Raw genomic sequence first — 21,799 nt, 5'->3', positions numbered from 1 at the left:
AAAGGCAGAAGTATTGAAAGGGATTTCAGAGATATTAGGGCTTGATGTAATTGAAATGTATAAATTGGCAGGATTGCTAAATGAAAACGAAGATATAAGATTTGCTAAATTAAATAAAAGAGAACGTGATCAGTATAGTGAAATTGAAAAGGGCAGCCTACTTTTTAACGATAATAGCATAAGTGATGAAGATAAGAAAAGATTGCATGATAGTTTGCAAGAACTTTTTTTTTGACGCTAAAACAAAAGAAATAGAGGTTTTATATGAGAAAACGTAGAAATATGAAACTCAGAGTAAAAATTTGGTAGAGAAATATAATACTAGTAATCCGTATATATTGTGTGAAAATTAAACATTGAAATAAGATACTTTTATTACGAAGGTATAAAAGGCTTCTTTAGGCGAATATTAAAAGAAAATACATTGTTATAAATGAAAAACTGGACGAATATTCAAAGTTAGTTGTGCTGTGCCACGAATTAGGACATGCGATTTATCACAGTTCAAAAAATAAACTTCTTATGAAAATTAATTTTTTAATTATAATCCAGAGTTGGAAAACGAAGCAAATGAATTTGCAGCAGAATTAATGAAATATCAAGAAGAAGTTAGTTATGAAGTTGCTAGAAATTGTGATTTAGGATTGCAAGTGTTGGAAGAAATGAAAAGATATATAAAATAATAAAATTTGGGGTTAATTTTGGTTTCGGAATATAAAAAGATGGAGGAATCAAAATGAAAAAATTATTTGTAATTTTGACATTAGCATTTATCAGTACTAATGCATTTACGGAAACATTATATTTAAAAATTGTAAGGAAGCTAGATCAAAAGGCTATAAAATATCAAAAAGGGTGAGCCTGGATATGCAAGACATTTAGACAGGGATAGAGATGGGATCGCTTGTGAAAGTAAATAATTTATAAAATATAAATGGAGGAAATTTATGAAAAAAATGCTGTTGATTTTGTGTTTAGGTGTTTTAATCGCATCATGCGGAGATGGAAAAGGGTAGAACTCAAAGAAACTAAAGCAAATAAAAAAAGTAGAAAGAAAACACTCAAACAGAAGCCTATGAAGTTGAATTATCTGCAGGACATTATGTAGGAGTAGATATTCCTGCTGGGATTTACGATATAACTGCTATTAAGGGTACTGGAAATGTTTCAAGTAGTAACATGTATGATGGGGGAATCAATCAGGTGATGGGAACACAAGATGATGGTGTAAGTGTTAAAGAATTTAAAAATTTAAAATTAGATAAAAAAGATATTTCTATTACAGTAAATGGCACTGCAGTTATAAAACTTTCAAGTAAGGCTGCACAAACCAAAAATTTAAAACCCAAAGAAAATCCAGCCAAAAAAGAATATACTTTCAGTAGTGGTAACTATGTTGTTGGAAAGGATATTGAACGTGGAATTTACGATGTTATCGCAGTAAAAGGAAATGGGAATATTTCATCAGATAATATGTTTGAGGGTGGTATCAACGAAGTTTTTGGTACGAGCGGGGACGGATTCTATGTAAAAGAATTTAAAAATGCCTATTTTAATGATGATGTCCAATTAACAGTTTCAGGTGTCACTATTAAATTAGTTCCAAGCAAATAGTGTCAGTAAAATTAATTTTTATAGAGTTATTTCAAAATTGGAATAACTCTTTTTATTCAAAAAATTCTTGCATTAACGCAAGAATTGTGGTATCATAATACAGAGGTGGTGAAAAATGAAAATTGATAAATATACACAAATCAGAATGAAAATGATAGAAAAAAAAATTTACTGGAAAGATATAATGGATAAAATTGGGTATTCTAACTGGGGATTAAGGCTGGCAATAAAAAATAATAATTCTGAAATAATTAAAAAAGTTGAAAAAATAATAGATGACTTTTAATTTTTTTTTGAAAATTTCATTGCGTTAATGCAAGAAAAAATTCAGGAATCGAGGGAGGAGGTGTGAGATGAAAATAAAAAAACTATGGATAAAGATTATATCCATAGTGGCTGAATTTTGGATTAATATACTGCTGTTTCATATACCTGTAAGATTTAAGAGGTTTTTCTTTGTAAATATTTACAAAATAGTGATGGCGAGTATATTAATCGTTTTAGGAATTATAACGTATTTTATTTTAAAATTCTTAATATAAATTTATAAATCTAAGAAGTGAAGGAGATTTAGCGTATTGAGATGAAAATAAGAGTTAAGAAAGGAGAGAAATGAAAGATATAATAGCATTGATAATTTCTATGATAATTTATCATTTTTCAGGAAAAATTAAAAAGATAGTGATGTATTCACTACCTTTTGCAATGTTGTATTTATTGATTAAATCAATTTTGTACGTTACTTTTTAGAAAGCTAAAAAATAAAAGAAATAAAAGCAGGAGTTCCAATAGAAAAAGTAAGCTCAGCAAATTTCTTTGGAGTTTTATATTCCAAAACGATAACACCAAAAGATTTTAAAACTTCAACAATCCATTTGAGAACTTCTAATAAAACAGGCTCTAAAGCAGGAACAAATGTCGCATATGGTGCAAGCCAAAGAAAATATAACTTGCAAATCCTAAATAAACAGAAATATTTTCAGGAATTTCCAAGTTTTGAAATATCCTGATATATTCATTTAATCGAGGTTTCAAAAAAATAACTGGAAAATTTTCGATAACAACTTCAAATTCCTCTTCTTGAGTAGAATTGTAAGCACCGATAGCTGAACTTATAATATTGTTCCAATTATACGTTTTTGAATAAACTTCAGAATAATTTTTTATAATTTGCAATTGGGAATCCATTATTTGAATCGGCATTTGAATATTCAAATTACTATAATAAACTTTTTCCCTGAACTCGTTTATTTTTGGATAGTTGTCAAATATTTGCTGCATTCTTTGGACGCTTGGGTAATTCATCATTAATTGCATTTTTTGGATATTAGGATTATTCAGCAATTTTTGAAGGCTTTCAGGTAAAGGCATAAAAAGTACCCCCTTTCTTTTAGGATGTTAGCACTCAATTTAAGATATTGCTAACACAGAAAGTATATCATAGTAAATTATAAATTTCAAGGAGGATAAATGTTTAAAGAATTTTTAGAGAAATGTCTGAGATATGAAAATTTGTATATCTTAGAAGAAACAGGGAATAGGGAAAAGATTAAGAGGGTTAGCAAGAGGCACGGAAAAGTAACAGGAGCAAGTATATTATTATTTGATTCCAGGACAAAAAGAACGACAGTAAACGAAATATACTTTAACAGTCAGGGATATTTCATAATAAGGGATCAGAAAAGATTGAGACTGGGAAAATTTAATTAACAAAAAAAGCACTCCGAAGAGTGCTAGAAAATAAAAGATACTATATATTGTGTTTATTATAACATAGTATGTTTAAAAACACAATATATAGGAGAGGAAAAGATGAGATTTTCAACATATTTAAACAATGCGAAATGTATGGAGTGGCAAATAAAAGCTACTCAAGGAATTTTATTTTTTTGCTTTACGAGGCACCTGCTTGGGCAAAAGAAGAAATTATTGAGAATAAAACATATTATTTTGTATCAAGAAATTTGATATTAGATGAACTGCCAATGTTTTTTGAAAAGTCTGATACTGTTTACAGAAATTTGAAAGCACTACAAGAAAAAGGACTTATTGAATATATTAAACAAGGTAAAAAGGATTTAATAAGAATTACTGCAAAAGGTAAAACTTGGAATGAATTTAAAGAAAATAATTCGGAAAAAAATCCGTCTTTTGAAGAAAACTCGGAAAAAAATCCGAATAATCTCGGAAAAAATCCGAAAAGAGTCAAAAACTCGGAAAAAATCCGACAAATAATAATACTATATATAATTATAATAATACTAATATATTAAATAATATATATAGTTCGGTGATAGATTATTTGAACAGAAAAACAGAACGTACAGGAAAAGAAAAATATAGTTCAACATCACCTAAAACACAAAAACTAATAAAAGCAAGGCTAAGAGAAAATATGAGCTGGAAGACTTTAAAACCGTTATAGACAAGAAGTGCAAAGAATGGCTAGGCACAGATATGGAGAAATATTTGCGTCCAGAAACGCTTTTTGGAAACAAGTTTGAGAGTTATTTAAAACAAAAAACAGGAGGAAATAACAATGGAAACACAAGGAATAAGAGAAGCTATACAGGAAATGCTGAGAAAAAAGGGTTTGACAAGCACAATGATTATAAGCCAGACTACTCAAAGGGATTCGATGACTGGAATTAGTGCTCCAAGTGTATCAGCTAGTATTTTTAAAGAGAAAGAAATTGAAAATATATGGGCTTATCAAAATTAATGGAACAGGATTGGCATAAGAGATTTGAAAATGCAGAAGTCAAATCAACCAAGGAAATGGAATTTAAAAGTCATTTGAGAAGTATTGCAAAACTTTGAAATAATCAAACAAAAGGGCTTGGGATATTAATGAGCGGTAATCCTGGAACTGGCAAAACTTATTATACAACTTGCATAATGAATGTTTTGAATCAAAAATATCTTGTTTACAAGACAACTTTATCTGATTTGCTAGAAGAAATCAGAAAAAGCTATAAAAGTTTTGAAAATGAGAATGATGATTTTTATTCAGCAGATTATCCAAAGCGGAATTGATAATTTTGATGACCTGGGAAATGAATTTTTAAGCGACTGGGGAAAAGAAAAATGTTTATGATCCTGAATTTCATTTATGAGAACAATAAGCCTCTAATAATAAACACAAATTTAGATGCTAAGCAATTATCAAGTTTTTTTAACATAAACGGCAGCGATAAATTATTAGACAGAATCCGCAGTAAATGTAAAACATATATTTAGCTGGGAAAGCCGAAGAAAAGATTTATACAAAAAAGACTTTGAGGAATTATATTAGGAGGAATAATGGATAAAATAAATCAATTGGAAGGTAAAGTAATATGTTTTAAAGGTCTTCCAGAAGATTTTTTGAACAGACAGAAAAACTAAAAAAAATATTTGAAGAAAAAAATATGAAAAAGAAGAATTGGTTTTATTTTAGAAACATTGGAATTGCAAGAAATAAAAGCAGAAAAAAGTGTTGAACAAAGATCTTTGATTTATAAAGAAATTTTATTTTTAATTTTTTATCAATAGTGATTGCTATTATTACAACAATCACTATATTGTTAGTAAGAAAATTACTTATTCTTTAATATTTTTATTAAATCAAAAATAAAATCTTTAAGTTTGTTATTAAAAATGCTGAAACGAGATTTTTTTTAAATTTTTTTTGATAAATTTGATAAAAAATAGAATTCTGTTTCGACATAGGAGATTTTACCAAAAGAATTTTTGTGTTTTTATATAATCTACAAATATATGGGACACAAAAATTGAAATATCATTAATTTGAATACTATCAAATTTTTCGAGATTTTCCAATCGAAAAGATGTATCAAATTTATATTCTGGAAATTTCTTGAAAATTTTATGTCGTGGAACAACTTCATATTTATTAATAAATTTTAAAATCTTTATATCAATATTGTCTATGAAAAACACCCTTTCTGTATAAAATTATTGTCGCTAATATTATATCACAAAGGGAGAATATATAGAATGGTGGAGAAAATGATGAAAGTCAAGATGAAATAAAATAAGGAGGAAATAAAAAATGCTAAAAGAAAAATAAAAGCAAAAGTAATAGTGATAGATTTTAATGACCGCAAAGGGTGGAAATTGTATCACAACGAGGACTTATATGGAAACACAGAGATTGCAGATGACAGATTCTGGAACGATGTGCAGGAGGGTATTACAAGTTCAGCAAGGGGACAACTTTAATTGCTGATATTAAATGCCCCTGGAAAATTGAAGAGCCTTTAAAAATTCTGAAGGTACATGAGGTGATTTATGGTGATTAGGTTGGAATTACCAGTTTACTGGAACGTAAATAAAAAACAGCAGACACTTATCGGTATGAACTGGTATCAAAGAGCAAACGGATTTCAAATTAATGAAGTCAAGAAAGCGTATCACGAATTAATCAGATTGAAGCTACTCAGCAACAAAGAAAAAATAAAAGGAAGCTATCAAGTAAGGTATAAATATTTTTATAAAAATGATAATTCTGATTTAAAAAACGTAACATCTGTTATTGATAAATTTTTTAACGATGCCTTGCAGGAACTTGGGATTGTTAAAAATGACAATGTAAAATATTTTAAAGAATCAATTGACCGAGTTGGTGGAATGGATAAGAAAAATCCGAGAGTTGAAATAGAAGTGGAGGAAATAAAAAATGATAAATGCAGAAATATTAGATTTAAAAAAAATGGATATAAGATATTTGGAGAAAATGAAAAAACTTGTCAAGGAGTTCTATGTGGCTTTTGGACAAGAGAAATATCTGAACAAGGAAGTATATAGAGCAACAAGCATTGAGCGGATGAAATTAAGAAATAGATTGTTTGATGAAGAACTAAAGGAATTTTTAGAAGCTGAGACAGATGTAGAGAAATTAGATGCTATTTGTGATATGTATTATATAGCGATAGGCACAACACTTGAACTAGGGGCATACGGCAACCAGTTTTTGTAATTGATTATTACAAACAAAGAACTTGGTTTAACGATGAACTAATTTTGGAAGCATTCGAGGAAGTCCACAGAAGCAATATGTCAAAACTTGAAAATGGAGAAGCTGTTTTCAGGGAAGATGGAAAGATAATAAAAGGTAAAAATTATTTTAGACCTAATTTGAAACAATTTATTGAATAAAAAATAGGAGGAATATTAATGAACGAATTAATAAACATAGAAGCTAAAAATACATTGACAAGTTTAGAAGTGGCGGAAATAACAGGAAAAGATCACAAAAGTATTTTAAGAGATATCAGGGATGAAATAGATAAATTGGGAGAAGAAAGAGGTCGGCTCATTTTTGTGCCGACTGAATATACGGATAATTTTAACAGAAAACAGCCTGCCTTTTTATTAAATTACAAAGGTGTCTTGCAGCTTGGAGCAAGATATAATGCTGAAACAAGGTTTAAGCTTATCGAAAAAATCGAACAGCTTCAAAAACCAATGACAGTAGAAGATATGATCATATTGCAGGCAAATGAAATGAAGAGCGTTAAGCATAGAATTGACATCGTGGAAAACAAAGTTGATAACGAGATAAGAATAGATCATACAGAACAAAGAAAGTTACAAAAAGCAGTATCTATAAGAGTATTTCAAAGACTTGACGTAGTAGATGCAGAAAGAAAATTAATGTTTTCAGCAATATACAGAGATTTGAAAGACAGATTTGGAGTTGCGAGTTACCGTGATGTGAAGAGAAAAGATTTGAAAAATGCCTTACTGTATGTTCAGAACTGGATAGAAAAAGCAGAATTGAGGAATTGAGATGGATGAAAAAGAGAAAACATTTAAAAGAATAAAAGAAAAGATATTATGCAATACAGAAATGAACAACCGTGATATTGAATTTGCAAAACTTAATGCCAATTTATTTAAGGGTATTAAATTTATTAAAAAAAGGAAGGCTAAAAATAAATGGCTTACACAGAAATCGACAGAGAAAATAAGAAAATAAGGCTTTTTTATCCAACTAACAAGCCAGCAAAGAGGATAAAAGAGTGGCAGGAAGAACTGAAAGGATATGATATAGAGATAATACCACAGAACACTATAACAGATGACCAGATGAAACTTTGCTATGTCCTATTTGACCAGTTCGCAAATTCAAAAGGCTGGGGTTTGGATTATACAAAAAACTATTTCAAAGCCCTGTTCGGAACAGTATACGAAATAAGTAACTTCAGCCTGTCACCGATGAAAAAGAATGCCTTGACTTTGGAACAGGCGACAAACTTTATACAGTTTATAATTGAGTTTGCAATAGAGCAAGATGTAAATTTGTATATTAGATTCAAAGGATAAAAGAGCAAGGCACATAAGGGAAATAGTGCCAGATATACAGAGATACGTTATAAGTTGTTTGAGAAAAAGAATATGCTGTGTATGGAAGACCTCATAATGAATACAATACAGTCGACTTGGAGCATTACGATAATGTAAATGAAATTGGTGGCTATGAGTTCGATACAGGATTAGAAACAAGATTTTTGAGCTTATGTAGACATCACCATACGGAGATACATAACATTCCTAAGCAGGAATTTTTGGAGAAATACCATCTAGAGCCTGTTTACTTGAACGAAAGATTGGTTTATGAGCTTTTAGAAGTTTATCCCAATCACTTTAAGTTATTTAGAAAGAGGCTTAAAGATGGGTATTATAGAGGGATTATTAAGGAGGAAAAATAATGGAAATATTATATAAAATAACAGGAGTGATCTTTTCAGTTTCTATTATGGCATTTTCGATATTGTTTATGACAGCTTGCTTTAATAGTGCTATTTATGAATACAAGGAGGCAAAAAACAAAACAAGTTACTTGCTTTCACTATATATTACACTTTTAATTTCAGGTACTTTAATATTTTTAGCAGCAGTAGGAATAAAAGTAATAGTGTTAGCGTAGTTCAGTAGAAAAAGGTTAGGAAGAAAAATAAAAAAAGGAGAAAGTATGAAAAATAAGGATAGAATGCAGTTTAATTTAAAAAACTGGGAAAAACGTGGTTTCTTTGGAAATCTTTGGAGTAAAAATGATAAAAGAGCAACTTTTGAGAAGATATTAAATAAAGACAAGTATAAAAAGAAATGAGGAAATAAAATGAAACTTATTGAATTATATGGAATAAAGATAAAAGAATTAACTGAAATATTGAAAGATGAAAGAGTAAGAAAATTTGAAATAAAAGAACACACAAATTACATAGATTATTTCATTATATCGTTTGAGTTAAATTATGAAAAGAAAATACAGTTTGATATACGTTTAAGTGATATGAAAGATTATCAAAGTTGGGATTTATCAATAGAAGAAATAAGTTCTCAATAAGGCAAATATTGTAGTCAGAAATTATACATTGTACTTAGAAAGCAAAAACAAAGGTGAGCTTAAAGAACTAGAGAATAAAATATCTGAGTATGAAGCAGAACTTAAAAGGCAAAAGAGCAATATGATAAAATAAACGATTATGGTGAGAACTTATAAAGTTAGGAGGAATAAATGGCAGAAAAAACAATATTAGACGGAATAATTTTGAAAATAGACAACGGTTATCCGTTGTTGCAAGTTGAATACAAAACACTTCTTGAAAACTTCCTATCATAAAAAAAGGAAGAAAGTGTTGGAGATTGGCATAGTGGAACAATAAATTATAGAAATGTTAAAAAAGAATACTATGTGGTAGGAAATTCAGAAAAGGTTATTTTTGGTTTTATCACGCTAAAAGTGAATGGGTTGTAGATGGATATTTTGATATTAAAAGAGTTCAAAGAAAATCTGAACAAGTCACAGAAACAAGAGTTTGGTATGAATAAAAAAAAAAGGAAATTAAAATGAAGAAATTATTATTAGGAATTGTAATTTTAGGATCGTTAGGAAGTTGTGCAAGATGGGAAGACAGTCGAAAAGATTGGAAAAGCGATACAAGTGGATTAAAAAGAATTGTAAGGGTTTATACTCTTGATGGGAAAGTCTTAAAAGAATATAAAGGAATGATAAGGGTAAGAGATTCAAATAAGAGTGGAAGAATATCGTTAAATTTAATAAACGAAAACAATCGTAGAGTTACAATTGACAATGCAATCGTGATAACAGAGGAGGAATAAATGGAAATAATAATGAGAATGATAAGTGGACTAATTACATTAACGGCTGTATTAGCGCTGGTAAGATACATCTATGGATTAGTTATTGTATATAAAACCAGATTCAATATAAGCAATGTAATAATATTTTTAGTTGCTACAATAATAAATTTATTCGTGATTTATGGATTGATTTGGATTATAAGTTTTTTTTCGATTAGAGTATAAAGAGGTATAATTAATTATAATAAAAAGGTATTTAAGGAGGATAAAGAATGAATAATTTAATAGCAGATGAAGTGTTTATTTTAAGAAAAAATTTGAACCGAGTTAATAGTGAAATAGAAGAAATAGAAAGAGATTTTGAAATAAAATATCCAAACTCGGTGGTAATAATTAATTCTGAATTAAATGATTTATATAAAAAAAGCGGCACAATCAGCATTTAATGCAGTTGCAGCTTTAAATCCATACGTTTTAATAGCAATGGCAATAATAGGTGCTATAATGCTAATTTGGACGGGACTTACTTGGCTATATAATAACGTATCTTGGTTTAGAGATGGTGTTAATATGGCTTGGGATTTTATAAAAGAACACTGGATAATGATATTGTCTTATTTAGGAGGTTTTTTAATAGGCGGACCAATCGGTATAGCACTTGTTTGGTTATATAACAACGTGAGTTGGTTTAGAGATGGTGTTAATGCAATTTGGGATCAGATAAAAGAACATTGGGAAATGGCGGTAGGAGCAATCGCCGGTCTTTTATTAGGAGGTCCAATCGGGCTGCGATCGGGCTTTTATTGGCTGGCTTGTTGAGCTTTATAATAAAACGAAACTTTAGAAATGCGGTTAATACAGTTTGGAATGCTGCCAAAAAAATTATTTCAGAGGCTTGTTCAGTAATTGCAGGAGCGATTGAGGAGTTATTAGTATTTTAGGAACTGCAATATCGAGAATGGCAGAATTTCTTGCAAAATCTAAAACTGCTTCACAGCAAAAAAAATAGGAGTAGCGTTCACTCCGCAGCCTTTAACATATCAAAGTGCAAGTTTAGGTAATTTAGGACATAAAGCGGTGGGAACTAATAATTTCCAAGCACAAGGTGGTTGGGGAATGACTACTATCGATGAGCATGGAGATGAAGCTATTTGGTTGCCAAACGGCTCAATGGTTGCAAGAAACACAACAACTAACGATATGTTAAACAATTTAAAATCTATTAAAGCTAATACTCGTGGTGGACTGAAAGACAGTGGAACAGTTGTTACAAATAATAATCATTTTGTATTTAATGTTAATGGAAATGATGAAACACTAAACGAATTAAAAAATGAACTGAAAAATTAGGAATAGTTTAGAGGTATAGAATGCAAGTATTAGATTTTTTAAAAAAAGCAATTGCAGGATTTGAAGCACAAAGATAGACTTGAAAAAATGTATTTAAAATATTTTGGCATAAAACCTAATGGATTTTTAGGTACTATACCTCTTTTAGTAATTTCGACCGATTATAGTCAAGATAATGAAATAACAGGCTACAAATCGTATTTAAAGATAATTTTAATGAAAATATGTTTGTGAATCCATATACATTAAAAATTGAGGTAATTTTACACGGTAAAGAATGGAAAGATGAACTCGAGAAATTAGTTAAAGAATCAAAAAAAGAAATTATACAACATTTATGTATACTAAATTTGATAAGGTTTATGCTCCACTTGCAATAACTAGTGTCAGTTACTCGGAAAATTATCAAAATTATACTAGTATAAAAGTTTCGATAAATTTAAAAGAAGTAAACTTGTTAAAATTTACTACAACTGACGGAAAGACTACAACGAGTGCTTATGATCCAGAGACTAATACCCAAAATCGAGAAATGTCTGAAGTTTCGATGAGTGAATCAATGAAAGGTGGACTTGGAGATGATCCTAGAACAGGGGATATTAAAGCATGAGAAAATTATATAGTTTTGATATTTTATATAAGAAAAATAAAAAAAGTAGTTACAGAATTTTATTAGACGATGGAGAAGAAACGTTGTTAGTTATATTGGAAATTTACAATATAAAAGAACTTTGGTATTTAGATGTAAATACTGATAACGAAAATTTACATATGGGTCAAAGAATTAATGCATACGAAGATTTGTTCTTATTGTGCAGAAGACGATATAAAGAATTCCCAAATGTTAAAATGATAGCTTTGCCAATTAATTTGAATGGCTTTGATGTTGAGTTTACAACAGAGACAGCTGGAATATTACAGGATATTATGGTGGTGGTTTAATGGCTGAGAACACAGGAAATGATAATTACTATATTTTGTGGGACAGATATGCAAAAGTAACTTTTAAAGTAAAAAATGGAGATGAAACAGAGGAAATTGAATTTGAAAGATTTCAAATTGAAAATGGAGTTGATTATTCGCCAGATTTCGAGATACAAACTGAATTTGATATAACAGAAAGCACTAATATTGCTAAAATAGTTATTTATAATTTAACAGATGAAATGATTAAAAATTAAAAAAGGTGTTGAAGTAGTTATTGAAGCTGGGTATTGGAATGATGGAGTAAATAAAGATATTGGTGTTATCTATAAAGGGATTATCGAGAGTTTGAAAGGAAGTTGGAGCAACGCTGATAAGAAATTTGAGATAACTTGTAATACTTATAATGATGAATACAAGGATACAAAAATAAATCTTAAAACTGGAAAAGGGACAAAAGCTAGCACAATAATAAAATTAATTTTATCAAAATTGATAAATTAAAAGCTGGGACAATAGAGCTTGGTAAGGATATTGATTATAAAGACGGAAAACAATGCATAACAACGTAAAACACATCTTTAAAGAAATTAAAAGTGTTTTTTTTTATAACAAATGGAGTTGTCACTTTTCAACCACGAGATAAGATAAATAGAGGTATTTTAGAATTTGATCCGAATCGATTTCAAGATGTAAAAGAAAATGACGGTACTTATACATTGAAAAGTATATTTGATCATAGATTTCAAGAAGGTTTTAAGATTAATTTAGATTTAAAAAAGGAATTTGAGCAACTTGAAATTAAAGGAGAGTATCTTATCACAAAAGGTAAGCACGTTATTAATTTTAAAAGCGATGCATATACAGAGTTGGAAATAAAACTAAATTTGATGATGAAGAAGCTAAGAAAGCTAATGAAATCGAAATTGTTTCTGGAAAAAAAGGGAAAAATGAGAAAGCATCTAAAAATAAAAAGAAAAAAGCAAAAGAAAAAGACGATAAAAAGAGTAAGAAAAATGAAAAAAATACTAAAAAAACAAGCAAAAAAGAAAACGAGGTTAAAAAATCTAATAACACAGAAACTAAAAAAACTACTACAAAAAGTAGCGGAAATAAAAAAGAAAAAGACTGGGATAGAATAGTGAGAACATATGGAGTAGGAGGTAAAAAGTGAGAAAAAAAACAGTAGGAGATCATATAGAATCAATGATAAGTGGAAGATTTGATAATTTGAATACTTTTGCAATAGCTAAAATTGTTGAAGTAGATAACTCTAACATGAGCTGTAGTATACAAATGTTAGATATTCCTGAACTTTTGGCACACGTGATGAAGTTGAAATAATTGAAAATGTTCCAATTGTCTGATTTTTTGGGGTGTAAATGCAAAGTAAATGCTCCATTGGCTGCGAATGATAAGGTTTTAGTAGCTTTTGCCAACATGATACATTTAATGCAAGAAACGCTTCTGAACCTTGCGAGCCGAACTCTAGTGCAAAATTTGATATAAATAATGCCGTTGTAGTTGGACAAATAACAAGTGATGCAGAAAAGAACATATCTAACGACTTCTATATCACTTATGGTGGAACGCTTGTAACAATAAATGATAGCGGTGTCAATATAAAAGGTGGTTCAATCAGTATAAGTGGGCCTGTTAAAGTTGACGGAAGTTTAGAAGTTAGTGGAGACGCTACAATTGGTGGAAAGTCATTTTTAACTCATACAAATGGTGGATTACCATTGGATTAGGAGGATATCATGGAGAGTGTAGAAAGTTGGCTAACAGAAAAAAATGATGATAAAGAAATAGATGTTGCAATCGGTAAAAATATTATATTAAGTTCAGAATTAAAAAAATAAGATTACGTTTGGAAAATAAATTAAGGTTATTTTTAACGAATGGTTTTGCATAAGAATGAAGGTATTTATTGGCTTAAAAGAAATGAAAATAATGGACAAATAGGAAATTTATTAGAAAAATTTAATATAGAGGCCCAGGTCAAAGAAACGATTTTGTCGGATGAAGATGTGGCAGAAATAACAAAGTTTGAAAGTGATTTTGAAAATAGAAATGGAAACTATAATTTTAAAGTGGAAATGTTATTGAAAAATGGAAAGACTTTAGCGTTTTAGAAAGGAGGAACGATGGATTTCGGAGTAACAGAAAAGGGATTTGTGTTAAAAAGTTTTACAGATATTATGAAAGATATAGAAAATAGGTACAAAGCAAGATTACAAGATAATAATTATATTTTAGATTTTAATACTCCTGAAGGGATTCATTCTGAAGCGATAGGCTATGAATTATCACAAATATGGGAAGAATTGTTAGAATTTAATAATCAAATGAATCTAAATACAGCAACAGGAATATATTTAGATTTCTTTGGAACTTTACTGAGAACTCCACGGGAAGCAGGGGCTTATGCAACCGGACAGGTTAAAATAATAGGAGAAAAGAATAGAGTTATACCAGCACAAACAATTATTAAATATGCTGAAAAAGAATATAGACTATTATCAAACGTTGCGTTGGATAAATTAGATAATAATGAGTATTACGGAATAGGATTTATTCAGGCTCTTGAAATCGGAGAAGAAAGCAATATCACAAGTGATGTTACTTTTACGACTGAATATGAAGGAGTTGCTAAAATTACAAATGATGCGGATGTAACTGGTGGTGCAAATAATGAGAGTGATAGTCTTTATAGGGAAAGACTTAAAAGAAAGGAAACAGTTGAACAAACCGCTACACATGCAGCATTATATAACGGATTAATGGCTTTGGAAAATATTAAAAATGTGTTGATATTAGATCCTGAAACTGAGCCAGCTACTGAAGCTGGAACAGTTAAAAGAAGTGCTTTTAGAAGGAACACCGGATGACAAAATTTTTGAAACTATTTTAGATTTGAAAGCAGATGGCATATTGACTCGCAGATTCTAATGCACAAACTTTTGAAAAAAAATAAAAAGAGGTGTATTTGAAAGAAAATAATATATAACATCATAAAATATAGTACGTTATTAATAAAAGTTGAAGTTTTGGAAACAAAAAATTTAGATGAAAAAGATAGTCGTTGGACAAAACAAATACAACAGGAAATTTTAAATTATATTAATAATCTAAAAACAGGAGAATCTATTAGTTATTTAAAGACATATTCAGAAGTGTTAGGAATTGACGATATAAGAAAAATAAATTTGAAAATGGGATTAACAGAATCCGATGTTGAAATACAAAATTTCGACAAAACATTTACAGTCCCAGTTGGTCAAAATTTCAAATAAACGAAAATAATATCGAGGTAATTTATGTTTAAGAGTAGCGAAGAGTATACAGATGAAATAATAAGTAGATTTCCACGTACAGAAGAGACAGGGGAAGCAATAATTATTTTTTGTTAAATTTATATTTAGAAGAAGTAAGACAAGCAAGTAAAGGAATATATGAACTTTTGAAATCTTTAAACATTATGGAGGCGGAAGGTTACGTATTGGACAAATTTGGAACATCTTTTAATTTGAAAAGGGACACGAACGAAAAAGATGAAAATTATAGAAAAAGAATACTTGCTGAAATTTCAAGGAAAAGTAAAAATGCAACTTTTGAAACAATCTTAAACGTGCTCAAGATTATAATTGAAAATTATGAGCAAAATATTTTTATTTTTAAAGAAGGGATTATAAAAGATAAAGTTAAAAACATAGATTTTAAAGTTAAAAATGGAAGTTTTAACGGAAATTTTGAAACACAATTTTATAAAGAAAAAGCAGGAAGCATTTACATTATATTGAATAAAAGACTGTCTGCATATATAAAAAAGAGTATCTTAAATATCTTGCTCGAAATAAGAGCGAAAGGTGTGGAAATAACTGTTGATTTTAAATATAAGGTGCAAACAGCTAATTATATTTCAAATGGGGCCTTTGTTGGAGCGAAAAGAATTTTAAAAATAGAGGATAGCTTTTATGATGAGATTTTGCAACAAAAAAGTTATGAGAGTAATTTAGCAAGAATAAATGTAATTACACAAGAAGGAGTAAGATAGATGTTAAAAAAAATAAAGGATTGGATAGGAACGAATTTAGATGTTTACAAAGTTGAAAGTGCAAACGATGTTGGTGCTGGATTGGTTAGGCATATTTGGAAAGGTGAAGAAACAGCAACTCAAGTTGGGACAACATTGTCAGCACAAGTCATGAATGATTTACAAAAAGGGTTGGTGCATACTCTAGATACAATTAGAACTGTTGGAACTAACAAAGATATCTACGAAGTTGCATTGACTGGAATCGAAGAATTTGGTGTATTTGACGGATTAAAATTGTTAATTAGAATTGATGGAGAAAATCAGTTTGAGGATGTATTTTAAAATTAGGTGGTGCAGAATATCAGATCTATCAATTAAAAAATAATATGTTAGATAAGATTGACAAAGGGATTTTGAAAGACAAAAGGAATATTTGCACAGCTTCAAAAACAATTCTTTTGTTTTATCAGATAGCACTTTGTACGGATCACAAAAAGGAACGGCATTGGAAGGAAATCGGTTAGCTGAAATTCTAGGATTACAATTCGGCGGAAACATACAGGACATTGGCAATAAAACGAAAGGTAAGTTTTATTATGATAATGTTATGAAATTCTATTACGAATGTATTGAAGACAACAGTCTGACATACAACGATTCAGGGAAATTCAGGGCGATAAGTAATAAACCAATTTCCGATAAAGTGGAAAATTTATCCAAAGTTCAGCAAGCGAGACTTTACGTTCATGCAGAAGCAATTGGTGCTGGAAGAACTACATGTAATATTGTAGAAAAAGTTGGGAATATTGTAACCATCATCTTTGACAGTGGTAATGCATTAAGTGGGATTAATGATGGTACTGTCATTTTCCAAGTTCCAGACGGATTTAAGCCCAAGACATTTCTTTCGGTTAATGCATCACAGTACAACGTCTCCAACGGAGCGGTTTACATTGAACCTAATGGGATTGGTAAATGGAAAGGCGCAACGGTTAATTCTGCTAGTATTATTTTTTCGGTTAGCTATATTGTTTAATAAAGTCAATAAAATCAATAAATATTTTTCAAAATTCTGTATAAATTCATAAGTTAGCACAGAATAAAAATCAAAAAAAAAAATAATAAAATAGGAGTGATAAAAATGGCAGTAATTTACATTTATTTAATCGCAACAATGGAGTGTATAGCACGACCGACAGTTACAACAGCAGAGGAATTTAAAAAAAATCCGAACTTGTTTTATCCTGACTGGAATGAAGAAACTATGAAATTCTCAACATCTTTACTTTCAAATCCAACTTTGGACAAAAAAACTGGAGAGTTGAGAGAAATGACAGAAGTGGAGAAAATAAAAGCTGGTAAAACAGTTTTAAGCGATGGAAATTATTTGGATGAGGTTAGTGAAACAATAGTTACAATCGCAAAACCAAATGACTGGAGTATCTGGGATAAAATGGCAATACTTGGAAAGTCGATAATGATTTACTGAATAAAAAATTAAAAGAGTTAAGGAAAAGCATTAAAAGACTTAGCAGAAGCTAAATTAAATTTTTTAAATCAATCTCTCGAAATCGAAAAGATGGTAAAAATACACATTTGAAAATAACGAAAGAAATAGAAACAGCTTATCGTTAAAAATGTCGCTAATGTGGACTTTGGAACAAGATAAAATCGAGAAAGTAAAAGTGCAAAATGATAAAAAAATGGTTGAGTTTATTGAATTGGACAGGTCAGAATTAAAAGTTTTGGCTAAAAAATTCAGGATATTTTAGAAATTGCTGACATGGCAGAGCAAATGGCAGTAGTTGGAATCAGCAGATACACTATTGAACAAATGTTGGATTTAAACGTAAAAGATTTTTTTCAAAATTAAGAGGAGTGATTTGAATGAATATAGAAAAATTGATATGCACAGAAATAGAATTGGATGGTAAAAAATATAAAGTTGTTGGAGTAAAATTTGAAGAAGACAACATAATATTGAATGTTGAAGAAATAAAGGAAGTGATGTAGATGAATAGATTTGAAAAAATATTTGATTATTTACTAAAAGTTGAAGGTGGATACTCAAATGATAAATATGATGCTGGAGGAAAAACAAAATACGGAATAACTGAAGAAGATGCAAGAGACTTTGGATATAAGGGAGATATGCAAGATTTAACAATAGATTTTGCAAAAAATATATATCTAAAAAAATATTACTTAGGAAACATGCTAGATAAAGTTGTAAATGACAAAGTGGCTTTATCTATATGCGACTGGGCTGTAAACAGCGGCAGAAATGGAACAAAACGCACAGATTGCTATAAACCAATTGACAAATGCAAATCTTGATGTGGACGGAATAATCGGAAACAAAACATTGGAAGCATTAAATTCGGCAGATCCTGAAAAATTTTGGAAGTTTATCATAATTTACAAAGAATTTATTACAAAGGAAAAGTTGAAGCTGACAGAACACAAGAAAGATTTTTGACAGGTTGGTTAAACAGAGTTCAGAGAAAGGAGGAGTATTTGAAAGATTGGGATAAGGAAAATGTAGGGACTGAAAATAAGAAATATTCTTTTACTCAATCAAGTTTGGATAAAATGAAAATGTACATCCAAAACTAGTTGAAGTAATGAAAGCTGCAATTGAAAACAGTCCGTATGATTTTAGAATTACGAGGAGCAAGAACAACAGAAGAACAAAAGCATTATTTGCGTTAGGAAGAACTAAACCAGGGAAAATTGTAACATATGCCAATGGTGTTACTTCAAAATCTAATCATCAAATTAAAAGTGATGGATTTGGACATGCAGTTGATATATTTTTAACAGGAGTTTATGAAAACGGAAGTTATCGAAAATTTTCAGAACAGGAAGGTTACGATGTTAAAAGATTGAAAGATGTTGCAGATCATATCTTGGCAGTTGCAAAATCCAAAAACATTAACATCGGATGGGGTGGAAACTGGAAAAAGAAAGATACGCCACATTTTGAACTAAAATAATGTGCAAATGGCTTGAATACAAGCTGAATTTGAACGTTAAAAATAATTTTGGATAAATAGGTTGGCTAGCAAGATAAAGTTTGTTGTATAGCTTGCTGGATAGCTTAAAATTGATGTTAATTAAAATAAGAAAAGGAGAGATAAAATGGATAAACAGTTACAAGTAATTTTAATAGGGATGTTAGTGGATTTCACTAGAAAAGAAATACTAGAAAAGGAGATAATCTTTGGGGCTAAAAAAAGGAATAGAAAAACTAGAAGCTGTTAAAATAACTTTTGGAAAGTTTAAGGAATTTGTAAAAAAGGCACAGGAGATAAACAACCCATACATTCCTGATGATATTGAGAGCTTTACTGAAGATTTATTACTGAAAGGTGCTGAAGCAACTTGAAAACTGTAAATGTGGATGAAATAATACACAAAATACTTGGAGAAGAAAACAGCAATAGGAATATAAGGAGCATAATTAATGATAGAGGACTTAAAAGTAATAATAGACAATCACGGACTTTTCTTATACTTTTCTTTTCAGGAGTGCTGTTTGGAGTAGTGGCACAGAAGATGGTAGACAATCAGCCAGTAAAACCATATGTTAAGCGTATAGCCGTCGCTGGAATGACAATGGCGATTGCTCTATCCCTTAATAAAGTGGTGGTCATTTCAACGCTGGGTTTCTGTATCCGTGGAGTCCTGTCTTGGGATTTTTCGGAGAAGCTCTGCTAGAAACAGTAAATCAGAAAAGATATGGTATAAGCACTGGATTTTTGAACTTTTACTGGAAAAGTTTGGATTTGTGAAGAAACGGAGGATAAAATGAAAACATATCACAGAAGTCGTAAATTTCTTATAGTAATGTTAGGGTTAGTTTTTTTAAACTCAGTTCTGACATTAAAATTAAGAGGATATCAAAGAAAAGAAAATTTGACAATGATAAAACAGAATTAAGGAATAAATATCCTGAGCATTTAGTTACATAGAAGAAAAATCAAAAAGAGAGGATTTGTATTTTGATTGGGACTAATGCAATAGTCTTAATCATGATAGTGGGATTTGATCGTTTCGAGTTTTTGAAGAAACAGATGAGACTGTAAAAGCTAATAAGAAAAAAAAATAAAAAAAAGAATAGGAATATTTATATAGGGCAGTCGTAAAGATTGCCCTGTCTTTTTATTGACTAACTAAGAAAGTAGTGATATAATTAGTTATCAACCTATCTGGAGGATCTCTATTGAAAATAATCATAAATGTAGTAGTATACTCTGCATTTTTATCGATGCATATGAAAAAGGAAGTACTTTTATGAAGATGATTTTTAATTTAGGAATGGTGCGGTATGAGGGAGTTTCAGGTAGAAAAGTTGACAGCACCATTAATCCCTCACCAGTAAATAAGAATTTTAATATATATTAGACAGTTGATTGACTGTCTTTTTGTAGTTGTAAAAGTAAAAGAATGATGTAAAATAATAAAGAAAATGAAATAAAGGAGTTGGTCAAAATTTGTATCAATAAGATAAGTGAGGATATTGTAAAAGATTTTAAAATAGATGGAAAAATGAAGATTTAAAATATTATGAGGACGTTTTCAATGTGAATGATTTTATTAAACAAGAAAAATTTTTTAATTTTAGGATATAAAGGCACAGGAAAACATATTTTTTAAAAAAAGTAAGAGAAATTAAAGAAGAAAATAATTTTAAAATTATTAATTGCAATATGGAAAAGTTTTATCTTATTTTGAATAAATTAGATAAAACTAAGATAGAAAAATATAAGAAAAGAATTAGATATGATTTGGAAATTTATGATTTTATTGAAATCTTTAAGAGAATAAAAGATGAAAAAATGAATGGAGAAAATAGAAAAAAATCTTAAGTTAATAAATAAATTTTTGCAAAAAATAGTTTTTTTTGAACCTATCTTCTGATAAGATAATAAGTAAAATTATAGAAAGAGAAATCGAAACACAAATTGAAACCAATTTACTTGAAAAATTATTTTCTACTATAAAAAATAGATTTAATTTAAAAGAACAGAAAAGTTCTGTAAAAGCAGAATACTATGATTTTTGGAAGATTTTGAAGAAAAACATCATCAATTTTGAGTGAATGTACATTTGGAATAGGAATTTTTTTGATGAATTGGATTCTAAGTTTGAAAAAGGTACTGAAAATGAAAGAATATTACTTTCGTTATTAGAAGAAACCAAAAGATTAAATTATGAATATGAAAATCTCGATATTTTTGTATGTTTGAGAACAGAAATATTTGAATTGTTAAATTCTCCTGATTTAAACAAAATAAAAGAAGATAAATCAATTACCTTTAAATGGGATAGACGGACCTTATTAAAAGTAATAAAAAAGAGACTTGGAGAAGACAATGAATCTGACTCTGAGTTTATAAAAAATATTTTGAAAGTAACAAAAAAAGAATAAATTTAAAAAACAATAAAAGAAAAATAGAAATTTTAAATATATATTAAACAAAACGAGATACAGACCAGAGATGTAGTTGCATTCTTTAAATATGTTTTGAAAATAATCCAGAAATCCCTATAATTAATGAAACGTTGGATAAAGAATATGGTTATTCCAATTATTTGTATCAAGAAATCAAAAATGAATTATCCGATTTTATGATAATAGAAAAATAGAGGATATATTCAATAAAATAAAAAAATTCAATAAGAGTGCTTTTATCATTAAAGATTTTTAAGAAAAATAGAATAGATAAGAAGCAAAAAGAGTTTTATTTGAATTTT

The 21,799-nt window shown here is 29.2% G+C and carries 52 protein-coding genes and 1 pseudogene; 52 read left to right on the top strand and 1 reads right to left on the bottom strand.

Annotation, left to right across the window (positions count from 1 at the left end):
* The first annotated feature begins 13 nt into the window (after positions 1–13).
* The 7 genes from FVE74_RS11365 (at position 14) to FVE74_RS11705 (ending at position 2,364) form a co-directional block, all read left to right on the top strand.
* Positions 14–235: a hypothetical protein gene (locus FVE74_RS11365; protein WP_147004654.1), complete on the top strand. Its 222-nt coding sequence runs from the start codon at positions 14–16 to the stop codon at positions 233–235.
* 173 nt (positions 236–408) lie between these two features.
* Complete coding sequence (locus FVE74_RS12330) at positions 409–591, top strand: ImmA/IrrE family metallo-endopeptidase (RefSeq protein ID WP_147004661.1); 183 nt, start codon at positions 409–411, stop codon at positions 589–591.
* A gap of 145 nt (positions 592–736) precedes the next feature.
* Positions 737–859, top strand: coding sequence for a hypothetical protein (locus FVE74_RS12205; RefSeq protein ID WP_269473174.1), 123 nt, complete (start codon positions 737–739; stop codon positions 857–859).
* Positions 846–920 (top strand): excalibur calcium-binding domain-containing protein, encoded by a 75-nt coding sequence (locus FVE74_RS12325; RefSeq protein WP_232054128.1) that lies wholly within the window; start codon positions 846–848, stop codon positions 918–920. The genes FVE74_RS12205 and FVE74_RS12325 overlap by 14 nt, the downstream gene beginning before the upstream one ends.
* A gap of 286 nt (positions 921–1,206) precedes the next feature.
* Positions 1,207–1,614: a hypothetical protein gene (locus tag FVE74_RS11350; protein ID WP_147004653.1), complete on the top strand. Its 408-nt coding sequence runs from the start codon at positions 1,207–1,209 to the stop codon at positions 1,612–1,614.
* Between the two features lie 115 nt (positions 1,615–1,729).
* Positions 1,730–1,900: a hypothetical protein gene (locus FVE74_RS11710; RefSeq protein WP_172617509.1), complete on the top strand. Its 171-nt coding sequence runs from the start codon at positions 1,730–1,732 to the stop codon at positions 1,898–1,900.
* 326 nt (positions 1,901–2,226) lie between these two features.
* On the top strand, positions 2,227–2,364 hold the full coding sequence (locus FVE74_RS11705) for a hypothetical protein (protein WP_172617508.1): 138 nt from the start codon (positions 2,227–2,229) through the stop codon (positions 2,362–2,364).
* 150 nt (positions 2,365–2,514) lie between these two features.
* Here FVE74_RS11705 and FVE74_RS11345 read toward each other — a convergent pair whose 3' ends face one another.
* Positions 2,515–2,985 carry a hypothetical protein gene (locus FVE74_RS11345; RefSeq protein ID WP_147004652.1) on the bottom strand — a complete coding sequence of 157 codons (471 nt, stop codon included), beginning with the start codon at positions 2,983–2,985 and terminating at the stop codon, positions 2,515–2,517.
* A gap of 99 nt (positions 2,986–3,084) precedes the next feature.
* Between FVE74_RS11345 and FVE74_RS11340 the strand changes: the two genes are divergently transcribed.
* The 45 genes and pseudogenes from FVE74_RS11340 to FVE74_RS11195 all read left to right on the top strand — a co-directional run bounded on the left by FVE74_RS11340 (position 3,085) and on the right by FVE74_RS11195 (position 21,473).
* Entirely contained in the window at positions 3,085–3,324 is a 240-nt protein-coding gene (locus tag FVE74_RS11340; protein ID WP_060918244.1) for a hypothetical protein, read from the top strand.
* A 179-nt stretch (positions 3,325–3,503) separates the two neighbouring features.
* Entirely contained in the window at positions 3,504–3,887 is a 384-nt protein-coding gene (locus FVE74_RS11335) for a hypothetical protein (protein WP_147004651.1), read from the top strand.
* Between the two features lie 29 nt (positions 3,888–3,916).
* Complete coding sequence (locus FVE74_RS12320; protein ID WP_420028892.1) at positions 3,917–4,039, top strand: hypothetical protein; 123 nt, start codon at positions 3,917–3,919, stop codon at positions 4,037–4,039.
* Positions 4,015–4,074 (top strand): annotated as a pseudogene (locus FVE74_RS12315) (hypothetical protein); the annotation flags it as partial. The gene FVE74_RS12320 and the pseudogene FVE74_RS12315, both read left to right, overlap by 25 nt.
* 79 nt (positions 4,075–4,153) lie before the next feature.
* On the top strand, positions 4,154–4,336 hold the full coding sequence (locus tag FVE74_RS12045; protein WP_232054129.1) for a hypothetical protein: 183 nt from the start codon (positions 4,154–4,156) through the stop codon (positions 4,334–4,336).
* A 128-nt stretch (positions 4,337–4,464) separates the two neighbouring features.
* Positions 4,465–4,650 (top strand): hypothetical protein, encoded by a 186-nt coding sequence (locus FVE74_RS11325; protein ID WP_147004650.1) that lies wholly within the window; start codon positions 4,465–4,467, stop codon positions 4,648–4,650.
* Positions 4,651–5,907: 1,257 nt separating this feature from the next.
* Positions 5,908–6,423 (top strand): hypothetical protein, encoded by a 516-nt coding sequence (locus FVE74_RS11700; RefSeq protein ID WP_172617507.1) that lies wholly within the window; start codon positions 5,908–5,910, stop codon positions 6,421–6,423.
* A complete protein-coding gene (locus tag FVE74_RS11320; protein ID WP_172617506.1) occupies positions 6,380–6,595 on the top strand; it encodes a hypothetical protein in 216 nt (71 codons plus the stop codon). Before FVE74_RS11700 ends, FVE74_RS11320 begins: the two co-directional genes overlap by 44 nt.
* A 197-nt stretch (positions 6,596–6,792) precedes the next feature.
* Positions 6,793–7,407 (top strand): Rha family transcriptional regulator, encoded by a 615-nt coding sequence (locus FVE74_RS11315; RefSeq protein WP_147004648.1) that lies wholly within the window; start codon positions 6,793–6,795, stop codon positions 7,405–7,407.
* A 1-nt stretch (position 7,408) separates the two neighbouring features.
* Positions 7,409–7,597 carry a hypothetical protein gene (locus FVE74_RS11310; protein WP_147003793.1) on the top strand — a complete coding sequence of 63 codons (189 nt, stop codon included), beginning with the start codon at positions 7,409–7,411 and terminating at the stop codon, positions 7,595–7,597.
* Entirely contained in the window at positions 7,558–7,944 is a 387-nt protein-coding gene (locus FVE74_RS11305; RefSeq protein WP_147004647.1) for a hypothetical protein, read from the top strand. Before FVE74_RS11310 ends, FVE74_RS11305 begins: the two co-directional genes overlap by 40 nt.
* A gap of 77 nt (positions 7,945–8,021) precedes the next feature.
* Positions 8,022–8,330 carry a hypothetical protein gene (locus tag FVE74_RS11300; RefSeq protein ID WP_147004646.1) on the top strand — a complete coding sequence of 103 codons (309 nt, stop codon included), beginning with the start codon at positions 8,022–8,024 and terminating at the stop codon, positions 8,328–8,330.
* A complete protein-coding gene (locus tag FVE74_RS11295; RefSeq protein WP_147003795.1) occupies positions 8,330–8,548 on the top strand; it encodes a hypothetical protein in 219 nt (72 codons plus the stop codon). Before FVE74_RS11300 ends, FVE74_RS11295 begins: the two co-directional genes overlap by 1 nt.
* Before the next feature lie 45 nt (positions 8,549–8,593).
* Complete coding sequence (locus tag FVE74_RS11695) at positions 8,594–8,731, top strand: hypothetical protein (RefSeq protein ID WP_172617505.1); 138 nt, start codon at positions 8,594–8,596, stop codon at positions 8,729–8,731.
* A 9-nt stretch (positions 8,732–8,740) separates the two neighbouring features.
* On the top strand, positions 8,741–8,968 hold the full coding sequence (locus tag FVE74_RS11290) for a hypothetical protein (RefSeq protein WP_147004645.1): 228 nt from the start codon (positions 8,741–8,743) through the stop codon (positions 8,966–8,968).
* 503 nt (positions 8,969–9,471) lie between these two features.
* A complete protein-coding gene (locus tag FVE74_RS11285; RefSeq protein WP_147003798.1) occupies positions 9,472–9,744 on the top strand; it encodes a DUF5052 domain-containing protein in 273 nt (90 codons plus the stop codon).
* Entirely contained in the window at positions 9,745–9,951 is a 207-nt protein-coding gene (locus FVE74_RS11280) for a hypothetical protein (RefSeq protein ID WP_147004644.1), read from the top strand.
* A gap of 47 nt (positions 9,952–9,998) precedes the next feature.
* Entirely contained in the window at positions 9,999–10,172 is a 174-nt protein-coding gene (locus FVE74_RS11690) for a hypothetical protein (protein ID WP_172617504.1), read from the top strand.
* Positions 10,135–10,545 (top strand): hypothetical protein, encoded by a 411-nt coding sequence (locus FVE74_RS11275; protein WP_147004643.1) that lies wholly within the window; start codon positions 10,135–10,137, stop codon positions 10,543–10,545. The genes FVE74_RS11690 and FVE74_RS11275 overlap by 38 nt, the downstream gene beginning before the upstream one ends.
* Positions 10,542–10,667 carry a hypothetical protein gene (locus FVE74_RS12200; protein WP_269473181.1) on the top strand — a complete coding sequence of 42 codons (126 nt, stop codon included), beginning with the start codon at positions 10,542–10,544 and terminating at the stop codon, positions 10,665–10,667. The genes FVE74_RS11275 and FVE74_RS12200 overlap by 4 nt, the downstream gene beginning before the upstream one ends.
* 136 nt (positions 10,668–10,803) lie before the next feature.
* Positions 10,804–11,076 (top strand): hypothetical protein, encoded by a 273-nt coding sequence (locus FVE74_RS11270; protein ID WP_172617503.1) that lies wholly within the window; start codon positions 10,804–10,806, stop codon positions 11,074–11,076.
* 337 nt (positions 11,077–11,413) lie between these two features.
* On the top strand, positions 11,414–11,686 hold the full coding sequence (locus tag FVE74_RS11265) for a hypothetical protein (RefSeq protein WP_147004641.1): 273 nt from the start codon (positions 11,414–11,416) through the stop codon (positions 11,684–11,686).
* The gene (locus tag FVE74_RS11260; protein WP_147004622.1) at positions 11,683–12,018 is read left to right on the top strand and encodes a hypothetical protein; all 336 of its coding nucleotides are present in this window, start codon (positions 11,683–11,685) and stop codon (positions 12,016–12,018) included. The genes FVE74_RS11265 and FVE74_RS11260 overlap by 4 nt, the downstream gene beginning before the upstream one ends.
* On the top strand, positions 12,018–12,257 hold the full coding sequence (locus FVE74_RS11255) for a hypothetical protein (protein ID WP_147004640.1): 240 nt from the start codon (positions 12,018–12,020) through the stop codon (positions 12,255–12,257). Before FVE74_RS11260 ends, FVE74_RS11255 begins: the two co-directional genes overlap by 1 nt.
* Positions 12,258–12,348: 91 nt before the next feature.
* Positions 12,349–12,504 carry a hypothetical protein gene (locus FVE74_RS11685; RefSeq protein WP_172617502.1) on the top strand — a complete coding sequence of 52 codons (156 nt, stop codon included), beginning with the start codon at positions 12,349–12,351 and terminating at the stop codon, positions 12,502–12,504.
* Positions 12,505–12,596: 92 nt separating this feature from the next.
* Positions 12,597–13,142 carry a hypothetical protein gene (locus tag FVE74_RS11250; RefSeq protein ID WP_147004639.1) on the top strand — a complete coding sequence of 182 codons (546 nt, stop codon included), beginning with the start codon at positions 12,597–12,599 and terminating at the stop codon, positions 13,140–13,142.
* Between the two features lie 28 nt (positions 13,143–13,170).
* Positions 13,171–13,344 carry a hypothetical protein gene (locus FVE74_RS11680; protein WP_172617501.1) on the top strand — a complete coding sequence of 58 codons (174 nt, stop codon included), beginning with the start codon at positions 13,171–13,173 and terminating at the stop codon, positions 13,342–13,344.
* Positions 13,345–13,901: 557 nt separating this feature from the next.
* Entirely contained in the window at positions 13,902–14,135 is a 234-nt protein-coding gene (locus FVE74_RS11245) for a hypothetical protein (RefSeq protein ID WP_147004638.1), read from the top strand.
* A 12-nt stretch (positions 14,136–14,147) separates the two neighbouring features.
* Positions 14,148–14,891 (top strand): baseplate J/gp47 family protein, encoded by a 744-nt coding sequence (locus FVE74_RS11240; protein WP_147004637.1) that lies wholly within the window; start codon positions 14,148–14,150, stop codon positions 14,889–14,891.
* 159 nt (positions 14,892–15,050) lie between these two features.
* Positions 15,051–15,296, top strand: coding sequence for a hypothetical protein (locus FVE74_RS11235; protein ID WP_147004636.1), 246 nt, complete (start codon positions 15,051–15,053; stop codon positions 15,294–15,296).
* A 110-nt stretch (positions 15,297–15,406) separates the two neighbouring features.
* Positions 15,407–16,057 (top strand): hypothetical protein, encoded by a 651-nt coding sequence (locus tag FVE74_RS11230; protein ID WP_147004635.1) that lies wholly within the window; start codon positions 15,407–15,409, stop codon positions 16,055–16,057.
* Complete coding sequence (locus tag FVE74_RS11225; protein ID WP_147004634.1) at positions 16,058–16,381, top strand: hypothetical protein; 324 nt, start codon at positions 16,058–16,060, stop codon at positions 16,379–16,381. It begins immediately after the preceding gene.
* Between the two features lie 91 nt (positions 16,382–16,472).
* Complete coding sequence (locus FVE74_RS12040) at positions 16,473–17,075, top strand: hypothetical protein (RefSeq protein ID WP_232054127.1); 603 nt, start codon at positions 16,473–16,475, stop codon at positions 17,073–17,075.
* A gap of 105 nt (positions 17,076–17,180) precedes the next feature.
* Positions 17,181–17,528 (top strand): hypothetical protein, encoded by a 348-nt coding sequence (locus FVE74_RS12035; RefSeq protein WP_232054126.1) that lies wholly within the window; start codon positions 17,181–17,183, stop codon positions 17,526–17,528.
* A gap of 148 nt (positions 17,529–17,676) precedes the next feature.
* A complete protein-coding gene (locus tag FVE74_RS12195; protein ID WP_269473180.1) occupies positions 17,677–17,811 on the top strand; it encodes a hypothetical protein in 135 nt (44 codons plus the stop codon).
* A gap of 115 nt (positions 17,812–17,926) precedes the next feature.
* Positions 17,927–18,052 (top strand): hypothetical protein, encoded by a 126-nt coding sequence (locus tag FVE74_RS12190; RefSeq protein WP_269447643.1) that lies wholly within the window; start codon positions 17,927–17,929, stop codon positions 18,050–18,052.
* Entirely contained in the window at positions 18,053–18,376 is a 324-nt protein-coding gene (locus FVE74_RS12030; RefSeq protein ID WP_232054125.1) for a glycosyl hydrolase 108 family protein, read from the top strand.
* On the top strand, positions 18,324–18,518 hold the full coding sequence (locus tag FVE74_RS12025; protein ID WP_232054124.1) for a putative peptidoglycan-binding domain-containing protein: 195 nt from the start codon (positions 18,324–18,326) through the stop codon (positions 18,516–18,518). The genes FVE74_RS12030 and FVE74_RS12025 overlap by 53 nt, the downstream gene beginning before the upstream one ends.
* Positions 18,519–18,663: 145 nt before the next feature.
* Positions 18,664–19,035, top strand: coding sequence for a M15 family metallopeptidase (locus tag FVE74_RS12020; RefSeq protein WP_147004633.1), 372 nt, complete (start codon positions 18,664–18,666; stop codon positions 19,033–19,035).
* A 145-nt stretch (positions 19,036–19,180) separates the two neighbouring features.
* Positions 19,181–19,303: a hypothetical protein gene (locus tag FVE74_RS12185; RefSeq protein WP_269473179.1), complete on the top strand. Its 123-nt coding sequence runs from the start codon at positions 19,181–19,183 to the stop codon at positions 19,301–19,303.
* On the top strand, positions 19,263–19,427 hold the full coding sequence (locus FVE74_RS11670) for a hypothetical protein (protein ID WP_172617500.1): 165 nt from the start codon (positions 19,263–19,265) through the stop codon (positions 19,425–19,427). The genes FVE74_RS12185 and FVE74_RS11670 overlap by 41 nt, the downstream gene beginning before the upstream one ends.
* Positions 19,424–19,759 (top strand): hypothetical protein, encoded by a 336-nt coding sequence (locus FVE74_RS11200; RefSeq protein WP_232054123.1) that lies wholly within the window; start codon positions 19,424–19,426, stop codon positions 19,757–19,759. The genes FVE74_RS11670 and FVE74_RS11200 overlap by 4 nt, the downstream gene beginning before the upstream one ends.
* A gap of 90 nt (positions 19,760–19,849) precedes the next feature.
* Entirely contained in the window at positions 19,850–19,981 is a 132-nt protein-coding gene (locus tag FVE74_RS12180; protein WP_269473178.1) for a hypothetical protein, read from the top strand.
* Between the two features lie 791 nt (positions 19,982–20,772).
* Positions 20,773–20,910: a hypothetical protein gene (locus FVE74_RS11665; protein WP_172617499.1), complete on the top strand. Its 138-nt coding sequence runs from the start codon at positions 20,773–20,775 to the stop codon at positions 20,908–20,910.
* A 266-nt stretch (positions 20,911–21,176) separates the two neighbouring features.
* Positions 21,177–21,473, top strand: coding sequence for a hypothetical protein (locus FVE74_RS11195; protein ID WP_172617498.1), 297 nt, complete (start codon positions 21,177–21,179; stop codon positions 21,471–21,473).
* Positions 21,474–21,799 lie beyond the last annotated feature (326 nt).

It is taken from the genome of Leptotrichia wadei (assembly GCF_007990445.1).
In the GTDB taxonomy this organism is placed as follows: Bacteria; Fusobacteriota; Fusobacteriia; order Fusobacteriales; family Leptotrichiaceae; genus Leptotrichia; species Leptotrichia wadei_A.
The sequence above is the reverse complement of the archived record's forward strand: the minus strand, read 5'-3'. Positions and strand labels throughout refer to the sequence as shown.

Excerpts from the sequence above, each read along its gene's own strand:
- FVE74_RS11690 (WP_172617504.1), top strand. The coding sequence starts at position 9,999 with ATGAATAATTTAATAGCAGATGAAGTGTTTATTTTAAGAAAAAATTTG.
- FVE74_RS11325 (WP_147004650.1), top strand. The coding sequence starts at position 4,465 with ATGAGCGGTAATCCTGGAACTGGCAAAACTTATTATACAACTTGCATA.
- FVE74_RS12195 (WP_269473180.1), top strand. The coding sequence starts at position 17,677 with ATGTCGCTAATGTGGACTTTGGAACAAGATAAAATCGAGAAAGTAAAA.
- FVE74_RS11695 (WP_172617505.1), top strand. The coding sequence starts at position 8,594 with ATGAAAAATAAGGATAGAATGCAGTTTAATTTAAAAAACTGGGAAAAA.
- FVE74_RS11280 (WP_147004644.1), top strand. The coding sequence starts at position 9,745 with ATGGAAATAATAATGAGAATGATAAGTGGACTAATTACATTAACGGCT.
- FVE74_RS12035 (WP_232054126.1), top strand. The coding sequence starts at position 17,181 with ATGGCAGTAATTTACATTTATTTAATCGCAACAATGGAGTGTATAGCA.
- FVE74_RS11290 (WP_147004645.1), top strand. The coding sequence starts at position 8,741 with ATGAAACTTATTGAATTATATGGAATAAAGATAAAAGAATTAACTGAA.
- FVE74_RS11240 (WP_147004637.1), top strand. The coding sequence starts at position 14,148 with ATGGATTTCGGAGTAACAGAAAAGGGATTTGTGTTAAAAAGTTTTACA.
- FVE74_RS12190 (WP_269447643.1), top strand. The coding sequence starts at position 17,927 with ATGAATATAGAAAAATTGATATGCACAGAAATAGAATTGGATGGTAAA.
- FVE74_RS11315 (WP_147004648.1), top strand. The coding sequence starts at position 6,793 with ATGAACGAATTAATAAACATAGAAGCTAAAAATACATTGACAAGTTTA.
- FVE74_RS12025 (WP_232054124.1), top strand. The coding sequence starts at position 18,324 with ATGGAACAAAACGCACAGATTGCTATAAACCAATTGACAAATGCAAAT.
- FVE74_RS11305 (WP_147004647.1), top strand. The coding sequence starts at position 7,558 with ATGGCTTACACAGAAATCGACAGAGAAAATAAGAAAATAAGGCTTTTT.
- FVE74_RS11265 (WP_147004641.1), top strand. The coding sequence starts at position 11,414 with ATGTATACTAAATTTGATAAGGTTTATGCTCCACTTGCAATAACTAGT.
- FVE74_RS11310 (WP_147003793.1), top strand. The coding sequence starts at position 7,409 with ATGGATGAAAAAGAGAAAACATTTAAAAGAATAAAAGAAAAGATATTA.
- FVE74_RS12020 (WP_147004633.1), top strand. The coding sequence starts at position 18,664 with ATGAAAGCTGCAATTGAAAACAGTCCGTATGATTTTAGAATTACGAGG.
- FVE74_RS12180 (WP_269473178.1), top strand. The coding sequence starts at position 19,850 with ATGAAAACATATCACAGAAGTCGTAAATTTCTTATAGTAATGTTAGGG.
- FVE74_RS11340 (WP_060918244.1), top strand. The coding sequence starts at position 3,085 with ATGTTTAAAGAATTTTTAGAGAAATGTCTGAGATATGAAAATTTGTAT.
- FVE74_RS12205 (WP_269473174.1), top strand. The coding sequence starts at position 737 with ATGAAAAAATTATTTGTAATTTTGACATTAGCATTTATCAGTACTAAT.
- FVE74_RS12030 (WP_232054125.1), top strand. The coding sequence starts at position 18,053 with ATGAATAGATTTGAAAAAATATTTGATTATTTACTAAAAGTTGAAGGT.
- FVE74_RS11225 (WP_147004634.1), top strand. The coding sequence starts at position 16,058 with ATGTTAAAAAAAATAAAGGATTGGATAGGAACGAATTTAGATGTTTAC.
- FVE74_RS12185 (WP_269473179.1), top strand. The coding sequence starts at position 19,181 with ATGGATAAACAGTTACAAGTAATTTTAATAGGGATGTTAGTGGATTTC.
- FVE74_RS11705 (WP_172617508.1), top strand. The coding sequence starts at position 2,227 with ATGAAAGATATAATAGCATTGATAATTTCTATGATAATTTATCATTTT.
- FVE74_RS11255 (WP_147004640.1), top strand. The coding sequence starts at position 12,018 with ATGGCTGAGAACACAGGAAATGATAATTACTATATTTTGTGGGACAGA.
- FVE74_RS11710 (WP_172617509.1), top strand. The coding sequence starts at position 1,730 with ATGAAAATTGATAAATATACACAAATCAGAATGAAAATGATAGAAAAA.
- FVE74_RS11295 (WP_147003795.1), top strand. The coding sequence starts at position 8,330 with ATGGAAATATTATATAAAATAACAGGAGTGATCTTTTCAGTTTCTATT.
- FVE74_RS11245 (WP_147004638.1), top strand. The coding sequence starts at position 13,902 with ATGGTTTTGCATAAGAATGAAGGTATTTATTGGCTTAAAAGAAATGAA.
- FVE74_RS11285 (WP_147003798.1), top strand. The coding sequence starts at position 9,472 with ATGAAGAAATTATTATTAGGAATTGTAATTTTAGGATCGTTAGGAAGT.
- FVE74_RS11260 (WP_147004622.1), top strand. The coding sequence starts at position 11,683 with ATGAGAAAATTATATAGTTTTGATATTTTATATAAGAAAAATAAAAAA.
- FVE74_RS11700 (WP_172617507.1), top strand. The coding sequence starts at position 5,908 with ATGGTGATTAGGTTGGAATTACCAGTTTACTGGAACGTAAATAAAAAA.
- FVE74_RS11345 (WP_147004652.1), bottom strand. The coding sequence starts at position 2,985 with ATGCCTTTACCTGAAAGCCTTCAAAAATTGCTGAATAATCCTAATATC.
- FVE74_RS11275 (WP_147004643.1), top strand. The coding sequence starts at position 10,135 with ATGATTTATATAAAAAAAGCGGCACAATCAGCATTTAATGCAGTTGCA.
- FVE74_RS11350 (WP_147004653.1), top strand. The coding sequence starts at position 1,207 with ATGGGAACACAAGATGATGGTGTAAGTGTTAAAGAATTTAAAAATTTA.
- FVE74_RS12045 (WP_232054129.1), top strand. The coding sequence starts at position 4,154 with ATGGAAACACAAGGAATAAGAGAAGCTATACAGGAAATGCTGAGAAAA.